The sequence below is a fragment of the Pseudomonas sp. Sample_21 genome (assembly GCF_004307525.1).
GTDB lineage: Bacteria > Pseudomonadota > Gammaproteobacteria > Pseudomonadales > Pseudomonadaceae > Aquipseudomonas > Aquipseudomonas atacamensis.
Map to the genome: position 1 here is coordinate 1 of NZ_RCNZ01000023.1, position 14,609 is coordinate 14,609.

Consider the following 14,609-nt stretch of genomic DNA (forward strand, 5'->3'; position numbering starts at 1 on the left):
AACCGCCGACATTCTGCTTGTAAGGCAGACGCTCTCCCAGCTGAGCTAATCACCCGTTTGCATCTCCGAGGCCGCGAAATTTACGCAGGTGGCGAAGCTAAGTCAATAGCAGGATTGGAGTTTTTTTCAAAAACGGGTTTTAGCTGCAAGCTGCAAGCTCCAAGAAAAAGCAGGATCACCTAAAGCAGGCACACCAGCGTCTTGCTTTAGCTTGCACCTTGAAGCTGCCTTTCACTGCTCGTAGATCATTTTCTTGGTCATGCCGCCATCGACGACAAATTCCTGGCCGGTGACAAACCCGGCATTCCTCGACAGCAACCACGCCACCATCGCCGCCACGTCCTCGACAGCCCCTACCCTGCCCGCCGGATGCTGAGCATGATCGGCATCGGCCAAAGGTTCGGCGCGACGCACCGAGGGATCACGGGCATCGATCCAGCCCGGACTGACTGCGTTCACGCGGATTTCCGGTCCAAGGCTGATTGCCAGCGCATGGGTCAGCGCCAACAGCCCGCCCTTGCTCGCAGCGTAGGCCTCGGAGTCCGCCTCCGACTGTCGCGCGCGGGTCGAGGCCAGATTGACGATCGAACCGTTGTGCGCACGCAGATACGGCGCACAGTGCTTGGCCAGCAACATCGGCCCGCTCAAATTCACCGCCAGCACCCGATTCCAATACGCCAGATCGAGGCTCTCCAGGGTGATGTTGTGCGGATCGGCCACCGCCGCGTTGCAGACCAATGCATCTAGGCGACCGAACTGCCCCAATACCTCGGCCACGCCCAGCGCGACCTGATTTTCGTCGGCGACGTCCATGGCGATGAACCAGGCGTTCTCGCCCAGCACCTTCGCCACTTTCGAACCACGCACCCGATCAAGATCGGTCAGCACCACCTGCCAGCCTTCGCTGACCAGCCAAGCGGCGATTCCGAGGCCAATACCGCGCGCAGCCCCGGTGACCAGCGCCACGCGGCCATGGGTGTTGGCCGCGGGTGTGGACAACTCGATCACAATGCCGCCAGACCGCGCGCCAGATCAGCTTGCAGGTCAGCCACGTCTTCCAGACCGACCGCAACGCGGATCAGACTGTCACGAATGCCTGCCGCTTCACGCTCCTGTGGCGCCAGACGGCCGTGGGAGGTGGTGCTTGGATGGGTGATCGTGGTTTTGCTGTCGCCGAGGTTGGCGGTGATCGAAATCAACCGCGTGGCATCGATAAAGCGCCAGGCGCCTTCTTTGCCGCCCTTGACCTCAAAGCTGACAACCGCACCGAAGCCCTTCTGCTGGCGCTGGGCCAGCTCGTGCTGCGGATGGCTCTTCAGACCGGCGTAATGGACCTTCTCGATGCCGTCCTGCTGCTCCAGCCATTCGGCCAGCGCCTGAGCGTTGGCGCAATGCGCTTTCATGCGCAGGTTGAGGGTCTCGAGGCCTTTGAGGAAGATCCACGCGTTGAACGGGCTGAGGGTCGGCCCGGCGGTCCGCAGGAAACCCACCACTTCTTTCATCTGCTCACCGCGCCCGGCGACAACGCCGCCCATGCAGCGGCCCTGACCGTCGATGAACTTGGTCGCCGAGTGCACGACAATATCCGCGCCGAGCTTCAGCGGCTGCTGCAACGCCGGGGTGCAGAAGCAGTTGTCGACCACCAGCTGCGCGCCCTTGGCATGCGCGATTTCTGCCAGGGCGGCGATATCCACCAGCTCGGCCAACGGATTGGACGGCGACTCGACAAAAAGCAGCTTGGTATTGGACTTGATCGCCGCGTCCCAGGCCGACAGATCGGCCAGCGGGACGTAATCGACTTCGACACCGAAGCGTTTGAAGTACTTCTCGAAGAGGCTGATGGTCGAGCCGAACACGCTGCGCGACACCAGCACATGATCGCCAGCACTGCACAGGCTCATCACCACCGCCATGATCGCGGCCATGCCGGTTGCCGTGGCGACGGCTTGCTCGGCGCCCTCCAGCGCGGCAATGCGTTCTTCGAACGCGCGCACGGTCGGGTTGGTGTAGCGCGAATAGACGTTGCCCGGCACTTCGCCGGCAAAGCGCGCCGCTGCATCGGCAGCGGTGCGGAACACGTAACTGGAGGTGAAGAACATCGGGTCACCGTGTTCGCCTTCCGGCGTGCGGTGCTGACCGGCACGGACGGCCAGGGTATCGAACGCTACGCCTTCGAGGTCGCTGTCCAGCCGACCGGCATCCCATTCCTGACTCATGCTGCTCTCCTTTGTTCACGAACAATAAATATCAGATACAAAACCGGCCCCTCAGGGCCGGTGGAAACTCAGTTGTTGTACAGATCGATGATCGCACTGACTGCCTGGGTCTTGACCTTCGAGGCATCGTTGCGCGCCTGTTCGATCTTGTTCAGGTAAGCCTCGTCGACGTCACCGGTCACGTACTTGCCGTCGAACACTGCGCAATCGAAGTGCTCGATCTTGATCTTGCCGCCACCGACCGCTTCGATCAAGTCAGGCAAGTCCTGATAGATCAGCCAGTCAGCGCCGATCAGATCGGCCACGTCCTGAGTCGAACGGTTGTGCGCGATCAGTTCGTGAGCGCTCGGCATGTCGATACCGTAGACGTTCGGGAAGCGCACCGCAGGCGCCGCCGAGCAGAAGTAGACGTTTTTCGCGCCGGCTTCGCGGGCCATCTGGATGATCTGCTTGCAAGTGGTGCCGCGCACGATCGAGTCATCGACCAGCATGACGTTCTTGCCGCGGAATTCCAGCTCGATGGCGTTGAGCTTCTGGCGTACCGACTTCTTGCGCGCAGCCTGGCCCGGCATGATGAAGGTGCGACCGATGTAACGGTTCTTGACGAAGCCTTCGCGGAATTTCACGCCCAGGTGATTGGCCAGTTCCAGCGCTGCGGTACGGCTGGTGTCCGGAATCGGGATGACCACGTCGATGTCGTGCTCAGGGCGCTCGCGCAGGATCTTCTCGGCAAGCTTCTCGCCCATGCGCAGACGTGCTTTGTACACCGACACGCCGTCGATGATCGAGTCCGGACGCGCCAGGTAGACGTGTTCGAAGATGCACGGGGTAAGCGACGGGTTGGTTGCGCACTGACGGGTGTGCAGCTTGCCATCTTCGGTGATGTACACCGCTTCGCCTGGCGCGAGATCGCGGATCAGGGTGAAACCGAGCACGTCCAGGGAAACGCTTTCCGAGGCGATCATGTACTCGACGCCTTCGTCAGTGTGACGCTGGCCGAACACGATCGGGCGAATGCCGTGCGGATCGCGGAAACCGACGATGCCGTAACCGGTGACCATCGCCACCACGGCGTAACCACCCACGCAGCGGTTGTGCACATCGGTCACAGCGGCGAACACGTCTTCTTCGGTCGGCTGCAGCTTGCCGCGCTGGGCCAGCTCGTGGGCGAACACGTTGAGCAGCACTTCCGAGTCGGAACTGGTGTTGACGTGACGCAGATCGGATTCGTAGATCTCTTTGGCCAACTGTTCAACGTTGGTCAGGTTACCGTTGTGCGCCAGGGTGATGCCATACGGCGAGTTGACGTAGAACGGCTGGGCTTCGGCCGACGTCGAGCTGCCGGCAGTCGGGTAACGGACGTGGCCGATACCCATGTGGCCGACCAGACGCTGCATGTGACGCTGCTGGAACACGTCACGCACCAGGCCATTATCCTTGCGCAGGAACAACCGGCCATCATGGCTGGTCACGATACCGGCAGCGTCCTGGCCGCGGTGCTGGAGCACGGTTAGCGCGTCATACAGCGCCTGATTGACGTTCGACTTACCGACGATACCGACGATGCCACACATGCGACGCAACCCCTACTTAATGGATCTGAACTGAACAGCACTCACTGAGGCGTTTTCGCCGTCGGCAAGAGCTGCTCCTTGAACGGAATCTCAGCGGGTACGCTGATTCCGCTGGCAAGCCACTGACTGCTCCACCCGAGTATCAGGTTTTTGGACCAGTCGGCGACCAATAGAAACTTGGGCACGAGCTGTGATTCTTTCCACCACCCGTCCTGCTGTACCGGCCCCAGGCTCAACAGCCCGACCGCCACGACCACCAGCAACACGCCACGCGCTGCGCCGAAGGCCATGCCGAGGAATCGATCGGTCCCGGATAACCCGGTGACGCGAACCAACTCGCCGATAAGATAATTGATCATTGCGCCCACGATCAGTGTGGCGACAAACATGATGGCACAGCCCGCAATCACGCGAGCCGATGGGGTTTCGATGTATCCGGCGAGGTACTCGGACAGTGAGCCACCAAACATCCAGGCAACCGCTCCTGCGATGATCCAGGTCAGCAGCGATAACGCTTCCTTTACGAAGCCGCGGCTCAGACTGATCAATGCGGAGATGGCGATGATTGCAACGATCGCCCAGTCAACCCAGGTAAATGGCACAGTGCAGCCTACAGACGGATAAGGCGGCGCATTTTAGCAGAGCGCATGGCTGTCGGTAAGCTGCGATTGTCAGTGCTTTTCAATCGAGATGATAGATTTCAGCCACGTTCAGGCTGAAAACGGACAACGAAGCCCTTGAGGTTCTGTTGACGGCTCAGCAGATCACGCAGACGATCGGCCTCGGCACGCTCGATCAGCGGACCGACGAACACCCGATTCTTGCCATCGGCCGAACGAATGTAGGCGTTATAACCCTGGCTGCGCAGGTTCTTCTGCAGGCTTTCGGCGCTGGCGCGGCTCGACAGACTGGCCAGTTGCACCGACCAACTCACCGACAGACCGTTGGCATCGACGCGGCTCTGCGTGGTGTCAGGCTTGCTGGTTGCGGAGGTGATTGGCTGAGCCGGCGCCGGAATCGGCTTGGCCACCGGTGGCGGCGTTGCCGGGCGGGCAATCTGCGCCGGGATGGTCGGTGCCGGGGCGGCCGGAGCAGCAGCCGGAGCAGCAGGCACCACTTCTTCAGCGACCTCTTCGTCCGTTGGCACCGGCTCTTGCGGCAAAGCCTGGGGCTCAGGCACGGCGACCGGGTCCATTTGCACTTGCGGCATGGCCGAAGGCTGAGGCGCAGCCGGGGCCTCGACGGTCACCTGACGCTGCTCGTCCTGACGGGAAAACAGCATCGGCAGGAAGATCACCGCCAGCGCCACCAGCACCAAAGCGCCGACCATGCGCTGCTTGTACGCTTTATCCAGCAAAGCCATTTGCCGCTTCCTCCGTGGAGCGCCGGGCCAGCCATTCAAGGGCCTCGGCGACACAATAAAATGATCCGAACAACAGAATCTCGTCGTCGCTGGTTGCTATAGCGCACTGCCCTTCCAGAGCGGCCGCAACGCTGGCATAGGACGTAACCGAAGCACCAAGGTTCTGCAGCGCTGCCTCAAGCTCAGCTACGGGACGCGCACGCGGCGAATCCAGCGGCGCGACAGCCCAATGCGCGACACTAGCATTCAATTCGCCAACAACACCATCGAGATCCTTGTCCGCCAGCAACCCGAACACCGCCAGACGCTTGCCAACCGGCGGCCGCGCAGCCAGACGTCGCGCGAGATATTCAGCGGCATGCGGATTGTGACCAACATCCAGCAACAGGTTCAGGCGCTTGCCGTTCCATTCGAACGAACGACGATCGAGGCGCCCGACCACGCGCGTCGCCTGCAACGCCGCGACAATCTGTTCGGCATTCCACGGCAAACCTGTCAGCAGATAGGCTTGCAGCGCCAGCGCGGCGTTTTCCATCGGCAGATCAAGCAGTGGCAAATCACGCAATTCGACCGCTTGGCCCTGCGCGTCGGTACCGCGCCACTGCCAGTGCTGCTCAGTGATGCCGAGATCGAAATCGCGACCACGCAGAAAAAACGGGCAAGCCAGTTCGCGTGCCTTGTCGAGCAGCGGTTGCGGAGGATTCAGGTCGCCACACAAGGCCGGTTTGCCCTGACGGAAGATACCGGCCTTCTCGAAGGCGACGGATTCGCGGGTATCGCCCAGATAATCGGCGTGATCGACGCCAATGCTGGTGACCAGCGCAATATCGGCATCGACCACATTGACGGTATCCAGACGCCCGCCCAATCCCACTTCGAGCACAACAGCGTCAAGCGCGGATTGTTGGAACAGCCAGAACGCCGCCAGGGTGCCCATTTCGAAGTAAGTCAGGGAAGTGTCGCCGCGGCCCGCCTCGACCGCAGCAAAGGCTTCGCACAGCTGCGCGTCAGTGGCTTCGACGCCATTGAGCTGCACCCGCTCGTTATAACGCAGCAGGTGCGGAGAATTGTAGACGCCAACGCTCAGGCCCTGCGCACGCAGCAACGAAGCCACGAACGCGCAGGTCGAACCCTTGCCGTTGGTGCCGGTGACCGTGATCACCCGAGGCGCCGGCTGGCCCAGCCCCATGCGGGACGCTACCTGTTGCGAACGCTCCAGGCCCATGTCGATGGCCGAAGGATGCAACTGCTCGAGGTAGGCGAGCCATTCACCAAGGGTGCGCTGGGTCATACGTTGGCAGGCACCGGCGGAACCACGATCGGCTCGATCGGCGCGGCGACGAACTTCGGCGTCGGCTTGCCAGTCATCTGTGCCAGCAGGTTACCCAGACGTGGGCGCAGTTCCTGACGGTGGATGATCATGTCGATGGCGCCGTGTTCCAGCAGAAACTCGCTGCGCTGGAAGCCTTCCGGCAGTTTTTCGCGCACGGTCTGCTCGATTACCCGCGGACCGGCGAAGCCGATCAGGGCTTTCGGTTCGCCAACGATGACGTCACCGAGCATCGCCAGACTGGCGGAAACGCCGCCGTAGACCGGGTCGGTCAGTACGGAGATGAACGGAATGCCTTCTTCACGCAGGCGCGCCAGCACGGCCGAGGTCTTGGCCATCTGCATCAGCGAGATCAGCGCTTCCTGCATGCGCGCGCCACCGGAAGCGGCGAAGCAGATCATCGGGCAGCGGTTTTCCAGTGCGTAGTTGGCAGCGCGCACGAAGCGCTCACCGACGATGGCGCCCATGGAACCGCCCATGAAGTTGAATTCGAATGCCGAAACCACTACCGGCATGCCCAGCAGGGTACCGCTGACCGAGATCAGCGCATCTTTCTCGCCGGTCTGCTTCTGCGCAGCGACCAGGCGGTCCTTGTACTTCTTGCCGTCGCGGAATTTCAGACGGTCAACCGGCTCCAGGTCAGCACCCAGTTCGTTGCGGCCTTCCGGATCGAGGAAGATGTCGATACGCGCACGTGCGCCGATGCGCATGTGGTGGTTGCACTTGGGGCAAACGTCCAGGGTCTTTTCCAGCTCCGGACGGTACAACACCGCCTCGCAGGATGGGCATTTGTGCCACAGACCTTCAGGCACCGAGCTCTTCTTGACCTCCGAGCGCATGATCGAAGGGATCAGTTTGTCTACTAACCAGTTGCTCATGCTTTCTTTCTCCAGTACCGGCGGCCCGAACGCTCTGGTTCGCAGCCCCGCGTATGCCCTTGAGCTAAATTCATGTGTGTGGCGATGGTTGATGAACAGTCGCGGTCAGCGCGGAACATGACCTGCGTACGATTCAGCAACCCTCAGCCGCGCCTGCTTTGTGCAAGTGCATTGATGGACGGCGGCAGACTGCCAGCCGTCACATCGACGATGTATTGCCGCGCACCGCGTTGATGAATGCGCGAATCTTGTGGTGATCCTTGATGCCTTTGCTCGCTTCTACCCCGCCGCTGACATCCACCGCGTAGGGCTTGACCCGCGCTACCGCATCAGCAACGTTCTCCGGCGTCAGGCCACCGGCCAGAATCAGCGGCTTGCTCAGGTGTTGCGGAATCAGTGACCAGTCAAACGCCTCGCCGGTTCCGCCAGGCACCCCTTCGACATACGTGTCGAGCAGTACGCCACTGGCGCCGGGAAAGGCATCGCAGGCAGCGGCGATGTCATCGCCGGCCTTGACCCGCAGCGCTTTGATGTACGGACGATGCCAGCCTTCGCACTCCTCCGCGCTTTCGTCCCCATGGAATTGCAGCAGATCAAGCGGCACCGCATCGAGGATTTCTCCCAGCTCGCAACGACTGGCGTTGACGAACAGCCCCACGGTGGTGACGAACGGCGGCAACGCCTTGATGATCGCCCTTGCCTGCTGCACATTCACTGCACGCGGGCTCTTGGCGTAAAACACCAGACCAATCGCATCGGCGCCGGCTTCGACGGCGGCCAGCGCATCTTCGATGCGGGTAATGCCGCAGATCTTGCTGCGAACAGCTGACATGTCAGGAAAACCTCAAGGCAAAATCCGAAAACGTCCCGGATGGTAACAAAAGCGTCCGAGGGCGTCAGCCGTCAAGTTCGGAGAAACCCGTAAGGAAATGTGGCCCGATAAAGCGCTCGGGTAACGGGAATTCGTCGTGGTACTCGACCTGCACCAGATAGAGCCCATATGGATGCGCCGTCACCCCGCCGGAGCGACGCTCGCGACTCTCCAGCACTTCTTTCATCCACTCCACCGGGCGCTCACCGGCACCGATGGTCATCAGCACACCGGCAATATTGCGCACCATGTGATGCAGGAAGGCATTGGCACGAATGTCGAGCACGATCATCTTGCCGTGTCGGGTCACGCGCAGGTGATGCATCTTTTTGATCGGCGACTTGGCCTGGCACTGACCAGCCCGGAACGCGCTGAAGTCGTGGGTACCGATCAGGTACTGCGCGGCCTCGGCCATGCGCTCGGCGTCGAGCGGGCGGTGATTCCAGGTGATTTCTTCGTTGAGGTGCGCCGGGCGAATCTGATCGTTGTAGATCACATAGCGATAACGCCGGGCAATGGCCTTGAAGCGCGCATGAAAATGCGCCGGCATGACCCTGGCCCAACTGACGCTGATGTCGTGAGGCAGATTGATGTTGGCGCCCATGACCCAGGCTTTCAGCGAGCGATCAACCTGGGTGTCAAAGTGCACCACTTGGCCGCAGGCATGCACGCCGGCGTCGGTACGCCCGGCGCATTGCAGGGAAACCGGTGAATTGGCGACTTTCGACAGAGCTTTTTCAAGCTCTTCCTGCACCGTCGCCACACCGGTCAACTGACGCTGCCAGCCGCTGTAGCGCGAGCCTTTGTACTCAACGCCCAGCGCGACGCGGTAAAAGCCGTCGGGCGCCATTTCGGCGACCGGGTTATCTATGTTTGCCAAGGTGGTACAGCCTGCTGATTTTGCAAAGGCGGGCATTATAAGGCGGTGGGCCGGGGATGCCAGAGTTCTCTATCGGCAGTACCGCCGCCTTCGCGAGCAGGCTCGCTCCCACATTTGCAATGCATCCCCCTGTGGGAGCGAGCCTGCTCGCGAAAGCAATCGATCAGACACCCCCGAATCCGGCGCAAACAAAAGCGGCAGCCCCACCGGGCTGCCGCTTGTTGTTTACCGCTGAACTTACGCCAGGTTGGAAAGCATTTCCTTGGCCTCGCCCCGCTGCTTCTCGTCACCCTCGGTCAACACTTCGTTGAGGATGTCACGGGCACCGTCGGCGTCGCCCATGTCGATGTAGGCCTGGGCCAGATCGAGTTTGGTCGCCGCTTCGTCGGTGCCGGCGAGGAAGTCGAAATCGTCTTCGCCCAGATCGTCACCCATCGCCGCGTCCGCTTCGGTGAAGCTCGGCTCGGCCATGCTTTGCGACAGGCGATCCAGCTCGGCATTGACGTCGTCCAGCTCGGCCGAGAAGGCATCCGGCTCAGCAGCCGGGTTGCTGTCCATTTCGTCCGCCAGCGACAGGTCGAAATCAGCTGGCAGCTCCAGATCGTCCTGCGGCACGTCAGCGACAACCGGCGTCTCGACCGGGGGCAAGTCCTTCACGCCGTCGTCCAGATCCAGCAGGAAGTCATCTTCAGCCAACGTGGCCGGCGATGGTTCGGCGCCCAGATCCATATCCAGATCGAAGTCCGACAGATCGTCGAGATTGTCTTTCATCTCGGTCTGCTCTTGCAGCACCGAAGCGAAGCTCAGGTCGTCTTCGGCCGGAAACGCGTCGAGCTCGACCGGCGCTTCTGGCTCGGCTACTGGTGGAGGATTGACCGGGGTGATGTTGTCGAGGTCGTCCAGGCTCAAATCGAACGCGGTGTCGAGGTCGTCAGCGGCGGTCTCGGGCGCTTGCGGCTCGTCTTGCAGCAGTTCCTTAACGTACTGCGCGTCCAGCTCGGCAGCGACGGCGGCAGCCGCCAGTCCACCGGCAGCAACCACGGCCATGGCCGGGAAGCGGCTTTTCAGTGCTTCGACCTTGGCGAAGTTATCGCCATTAGCCACCAGTTGACGCTCTTGCGCAACGAACGCATCGCGATCGCCCTGCTGGCCGTAGACTTCCATCAGCTTCAGGCGCAGATCGCTGCGTTCCGGCTCAAGGCTGACGCCCTCTTCCAGCAGCGCGGCGGCTTGATTGAGGCGACCGGCATTGATGTGCGATTGCGCTTTGTCGAGCACGTCATCCGATCGCTCGCCGGCCGGGGCCACCAGTGGTGCGGCAATCGGCGCAGCCATCACCACCGGAGTGACGACCGGTGCTGGAGTTGGCGCAGGTGCCGGAGCTGGCGTATTGAGCTTGACGCTGGCTGCCGGGGTTTCCAGACCAGAGAAGCTGCTTTCCGGCAGTTCCTGCTCAGCGGAGAACTCTTGCTCTTCAGCCAGAGCGCGGGCCATGCGCAGGTGCTTTTCGGCTTCCTGCTGGGCTTTGCGACGGCGCGCCAGCAGCAACAGCAGAAGCAGCAGAACCACCGCACCGCCGCCGATCAAGCCGAGCAGGATCGGATTGGTCAGCAGTTCATTGAAAGCTTTGTCGTCATCGGCGGCAGCAGGCGGCGTAGTTTCGACCACCGGCTCGACGACTGGCTCAACCGGGGTTTCCGCTGGCGGCGCGATGGCCGATTCTGGAGTCGGTGAAGCCGATGCGGCGTCGGCCGGGGTGGCTGGCGGTGTTGCGGCCAGTTCGGCAGTGATCGCCGGCACCGGCGGCACAGCAGCAGTGGCGCCAGGCGCAGCGCCGGCGCCGTCGGCCTGCATCTTCGCCAGTTGATTGTTCTTCAGCTCGATCAGCTTTTGCAGCTTGTCCAACTGGCTCTGCAGATCCGCCATGCGGCTTTTCAGTTCCTCGTTGTCACGACGGGTCGTGTCGAGGTTTTCCTGGGTGATTGCCAGTTTGTTGCTCAGCGCCTTGGCGTCGCCGGCCGGGCCTTTCGCACCGGGCTTGGCGCTTTCCGCCGAGACCAGGCTCAGATTGTCCTGAGTGTTGGCCGCTGTACCGGTATTGCCACGACCGCGATTGGTTGCATCCAACTGCTGCTGACCGGTGCCAGGCTTGGCCGCGTAACGACGGCCCTGACGCCAGGCTTCGTTCTGCGCCGCCACTTCAGCGATGGCTGCCGACTGCGGCAGCGCGGTGCTTTGTACTGGGTCCGGCAGACGCAGCACCTGGCCGGTTTTCAGACGGTTGATGTTGCCGTCGATAAAGGCATTCGGATTGAGCGCCTGAATCGCCAGCATGGTCTGCTGGACCGAGCCACCATTGCGCGCCTTCGCGGCGATTTCCCACAGGGTGTCGCGCGGCGTGGTGGTGTATTGATTGCGATGGGTGGCGCCAGTGGTTGGCGCGGTGATGGTCTGCGACGGCGCCGGTTGCGCGGCGGCGTCAGCGGTCTGCGGCGAGAACTTCGACGGATCGAGCAGCACGCTGTAATCACGCAGCAGGCGGCCATTGGGCCACATCACCTGCACGAGGAACTTCACCATCGGTTCCGACAGCGGTTGGCTCGAGGTCACGCGCAACACGCTTTTGCCGCTGGCGTTGAGTACCGGGGTGAACGTCAGGTCATTGAGAAAGGCCTGCCGATCGACGCCAGCCTTGGCGAAGTCTTCAGGGGAAGCCAGGCTCGGCACCACCTCGGCGGCGGTGAGATCCTTGACGTCGAGCAGCTCGATTTCAGCCACCAACGGCTGGTTCAGGGTCGACTTCAGGGTCAGCTCCCCGAGCCCGAGGGCATGCGCCATACCGGAGGACAGCGCCGAGGCGGCCGCTATTGCTAACACCAGTTTGCGAACTTGAACCATAGCCTCATCCTTTGTTTGAACGTTCCTCGGCCAGCGAGAAGCTTTTGAATACCGCTGCCGTAAGGCATTGCGCGCGACGACGGGGGTCGCCGCGCGCGATCATTTCTGTGCTGCCCCGGAAAGTCCCGGAGGGTGACTCGTCATCGACGCGCTTCGGGCAAGCATAGCGCTCACCTAGAATCAGTCGACAAATTGTTGCCAAGTATCTTTTACAGCAGGTCTTTTATCAACAACTCAGCCAGTTGCACGGCATTGAGCGCCGCGCCTTTGCGTACGTTATCTGACGTCAGCCAAAGATTTAGTTCCGCCGGGTCGTCGACACCACTGCGCACGCGGCCGACATAGACCACGTCCTGCCCCACCGCATCGCCGACCGCGGTCGGATAATCGCCGGCCTCGACCAGCTCAATGCCCGGTGCTGCCTCGAGCGCGGCGTTGATCTTTTCCAGGTCAACAGCGCTGCCTGACTGCAAGGTCACGCTAAAGCTATCGCCAAAAAACACCGGGGCTTGAACGCAAGTGGCAGAAATCTTCAATAAAGGTTTTGCCAGGACCTGACGCAACTCGCGTACCAGACGCTTTTCCAGCAGCGTATGGCCTTGCGCATCAGGCGCACCGACTTGCGCCAGCAGGTTGAACGCCATCTGCCGGTCGAAGAACGTCGGTTCCAGCGGACGCATGTTGAGCAGCTCGGCGGTCTGCCGCGCGAGCTCGGTGACCGCCTCGCGGCCTTGCGCCGAAACGGCCAGGTTGGCGGTGACGTTGACGTATTGCAGATCGAGCAGATCGAGCAACGGCGCCAGCACCACGGCAAGCGTAGTGGCCGACGAGCTTGGGCTGCTGACCTGGAACGGGCTTTTCAGACTGGCGAGAATATCGGCATTGGCCTCGGGCACCACTTGTGGCGCCTGATCGGCAGGCAGCGCGCCGGACAGGTCGATCAACGAGCAACCGGCAGCATGGGCGCGAGCGGCGTAGCTCAGCGACACCGCAGCGCCAGCGGCGAAGAACACCAGTCTGACCTTGCTGAAATCGAACTCGTCGACCTCGCGCACGCGGACGTTTTTGTTGCGGAACAGCACCGAGCTGCCGGCCGATTCACTGCTGGCCAGCAGGTGCAGGTTGCCGACCGGAAAGTCGCGCTCTTCGAGAATCTGTACGAGGGTTTCGCCGACAGTACCGGTGGCGCCGATAACGGCGATATCGAAAGTCTGGGTCATGGAGCTACCTCTGGCAAAACGGGGGGAGCGGCACTTTACCGGGTGGGTGGCGCACAGGCAATTTCTGCAGGATTTGCGGCGGCTGGACCGGCCCTTTCGCGAGCAGGCTCGCTCCCACAGGGACCGCATTTCAATGTGGGAGCGAGCCTGCTCGCGAAAAAGGCAGTACAGACACCGGAGAAATCCTTGGCATAAAAAAACCCGCACCTCTCACAAGGCACGGGCTCTTTCATTGCTTCAAGCGATCAACGCTCCAGCAGGATCCGCAGCATGCGGCGCAGCGGTTCGGCCGCGCCCCACAGCAGCTGGTCGCCGACGGTGAAGGCACCGACGAATTGCGAACCCATGTTCAGCTTGCGCAGACGACCGACCGGAACATTCAGGGTGCCGGTGACCTTGGTCGGACTCAGCTCCTGCATGCTGATCTCGCGGTTGTTCGGTACCAGCTTGACCCACGGGTTGTGCTGGCTGATCAGCCCTTCGATATCGGCGATCGGTACGTCTTTGTTCAGCTTGATGGTCAGCGCCTGGCTGTGGCAGCGCATGGCGCCGATGCGCACGCAGATGCCGTCGACCGGGATCGGGCTCTTGAAGCGACCGAGGATCTTGTTGGTCTCGGCCTGGGCCTTCCACTCCTCGCGGCTCTGACCGTTTGGCAGTTCCTTGTCGATCCACGGGATCAGGCTGCCGGCCAGCGGTACGCCGAAGTTTTCGGTCGGGTAGGCTTCGCTGCGCATGGCCTCGGCCACGCGACGGTCGATGTCGAGGATCGCGCTGGCCGGGTCGGCCAGTTGATCGGCGACAGCGGCGTGGGTCGCGCCCATCTGCTTGATCAGTTCACGCATGTTCTGCGCGCCGGCACCGGAAGCCGCCTGATAGGTCATGGCGCTCATCCACTCGACCAGACCGGCCTCGAACAGACCGCCCAGACCCATCAGCATCAGGCTGACGGTGCAGTTGCCGCCGATGTAATTCTTGGTGCCCGCGTCCAGTTGCTGGTCAATGACCTTGCGATTGACCGGGTCAAGAATGATCACCGCGTCATCGTTCATGCGCAGGCTCGACGCCGCGTCGATCCAGTAGCCCTGCCAGCCGGCTTCGCGCAGCTTGGGGAATACTTCGCTGGTGTAGTCGCCGCCTTGGCAGGTCAGGATCACGTCGAGGGTCTTCAGCTCGTCAATGCTGTAAGCGTCCTTGAGCGGAGCAATGTCCTTGCCCACGGACGGGCCTTGGCCACCGACATTGGACGTGGTGAAAAACACCGGCTCGATAAGATCGAAATCCTGCTCTTCCAGCATCCGCTGCATGAGCACGGAACCGACCATCCCGCGCCAACCGATCAGACCTACACGTTTCATCGCAACTACACCTTCTTGAAA

At 61.7% G+C, this 14,609-nt stretch carries 13 protein-coding genes; 1 reads left to right on the plus strand and 12 read right to left on the minus strand.

All coding sequences use genetic code 11. From position 1 onward, the window contains the following. Nucleotides 1-183: hypothetical protein (locus D8U71_RS28470; RefSeq protein WP_206663099.1), on the plus strand; the 183-nt coding region annotated here is incomplete at its 5' end. Between the two features lie 48 nt (nt 184-231). On the opposite strand, the gene D8U71_RS01790 is transcribed toward D8U71_RS28470, so the two are convergent. The 12 genes from D8U71_RS01790 to asd form a co-directional block, all read right to left on the minus strand. Continuing rightward, the gene (locus D8U71_RS01790; protein ID WP_130887041.1) at nt 232-1,008 is read right to left on the minus strand and encodes an SDR family oxidoreductase; all 777 of its coding nucleotides are present in this window, start codon (nt 1,006-1,008) and stop codon (nt 232-234) included. Beyond that, on the minus strand, nt 1,005-2,216 hold the full coding sequence (locus D8U71_RS01795) for an O-succinylhomoserine sulfhydrylase (protein WP_016773944.1): 1,212 nt from the start codon (nt 2,214-2,216) through the stop codon (nt 1,005-1,007). Before D8U71_RS01795 ends, D8U71_RS01790 begins: the two co-directional genes overlap by 4 nt. A gap of 68 nt (nt 2,217-2,284) precedes the next feature. Further along, nucleotides 2,285-3,790 carry an amidophosphoribosyltransferase gene (gene purF, locus D8U71_RS01800; protein WP_016773943.1) on the minus strand — a complete coding sequence of 502 codons (1,506 nt, stop codon included), beginning with the start codon at nt 3,788-3,790 and terminating at the stop codon, nt 2,285-2,287. A gap of 41 nt (nt 3,791-3,831) precedes the next feature. Continuing rightward, nucleotides 3,832-4,392, minus strand: a complete 561-nt coding sequence (locus tag D8U71_RS01805; RefSeq protein WP_016773942.1) for a CvpA family protein — start codon at nt 4,390-4,392, stop codon at nt 3,832-3,834. 98 nt (nt 4,393-4,490) lie between these two features. Beyond that, complete coding sequence (locus D8U71_RS01810; protein ID WP_024012393.1) at nt 4,491-5,153, minus strand: SPOR domain-containing protein; 663 nt, start codon at nt 5,151-5,153, stop codon at nt 4,491-4,493. Continuing rightward, nucleotides 5,137-6,444, minus strand: a complete 1,308-nt coding sequence (folC, locus tag D8U71_RS01815) for a bifunctional tetrahydrofolate synthase/dihydrofolate synthase (protein WP_130887042.1) — start codon at nt 6,442-6,444, stop codon at nt 5,137-5,139. The genes D8U71_RS01810 and folC overlap by 17 nt, the downstream gene beginning before the upstream one ends. Then, nucleotides 6,441-7,361 carry an acetyl-CoA carboxylase, carboxyltransferase subunit beta gene (gene accD / locus D8U71_RS01820; protein WP_016773939.1) on the minus strand — a complete coding sequence of 307 codons (921 nt, stop codon included), beginning with the start codon at nt 7,359-7,361 and terminating at the stop codon, nt 6,441-6,443. Before accD ends, folC begins: the two co-directional genes overlap by 4 nt. A 199-nt stretch (nt 7,362-7,560) precedes the next feature. After that, nucleotides 7,561-8,193 (minus strand): phosphoribosylanthranilate isomerase, encoded by a 633-nt coding sequence (locus tag D8U71_RS01825; RefSeq protein WP_056784388.1) that lies wholly within the window; start codon nt 8,191-8,193, stop codon nt 7,561-7,563. 64 nt (nt 8,194-8,257) lie between these two features. Then, the gene (gene truA / locus D8U71_RS01830; protein WP_016773937.1) at nt 8,258-9,082 is read right to left on the minus strand and encodes a tRNA pseudouridine(38-40) synthase TruA; all 825 of its coding nucleotides are present in this window, start codon (nt 9,080-9,082) and stop codon (nt 8,258-8,260) included. A 267-nt stretch (nt 9,083-9,349) separates the two neighbouring features. Continuing rightward, nucleotides 9,350-12,010: a FimV/HubP family polar landmark protein gene (locus D8U71_RS01835; RefSeq protein ID WP_130887043.1), complete on the minus strand. Its 2,661-nt coding sequence runs from the start codon at nt 12,008-12,010 to the stop codon at nt 9,350-9,352. A 209-nt stretch (nt 12,011-12,219) separates the two neighbouring features. Continuing rightward, the gene (locus D8U71_RS01840) at nt 12,220-13,230 is read right to left on the minus strand and encodes an aspartate-semialdehyde dehydrogenase (RefSeq protein ID WP_130887044.1); all 1,011 of its coding nucleotides are present in this window, start codon (nt 13,228-13,230) and stop codon (nt 12,220-12,222) included. Nucleotides 13,231-13,475: 245 nt separating this feature from the next. Then, nucleotides 13,476-14,588 (minus strand): aspartate-semialdehyde dehydrogenase, encoded by a 1,113-nt coding sequence (asd, locus tag D8U71_RS01845; RefSeq protein ID WP_071171651.1) that lies wholly within the window; start codon nt 14,586-14,588, stop codon nt 13,476-13,478. Nucleotides 14,589-14,609 lie beyond the last annotated feature (21 nt).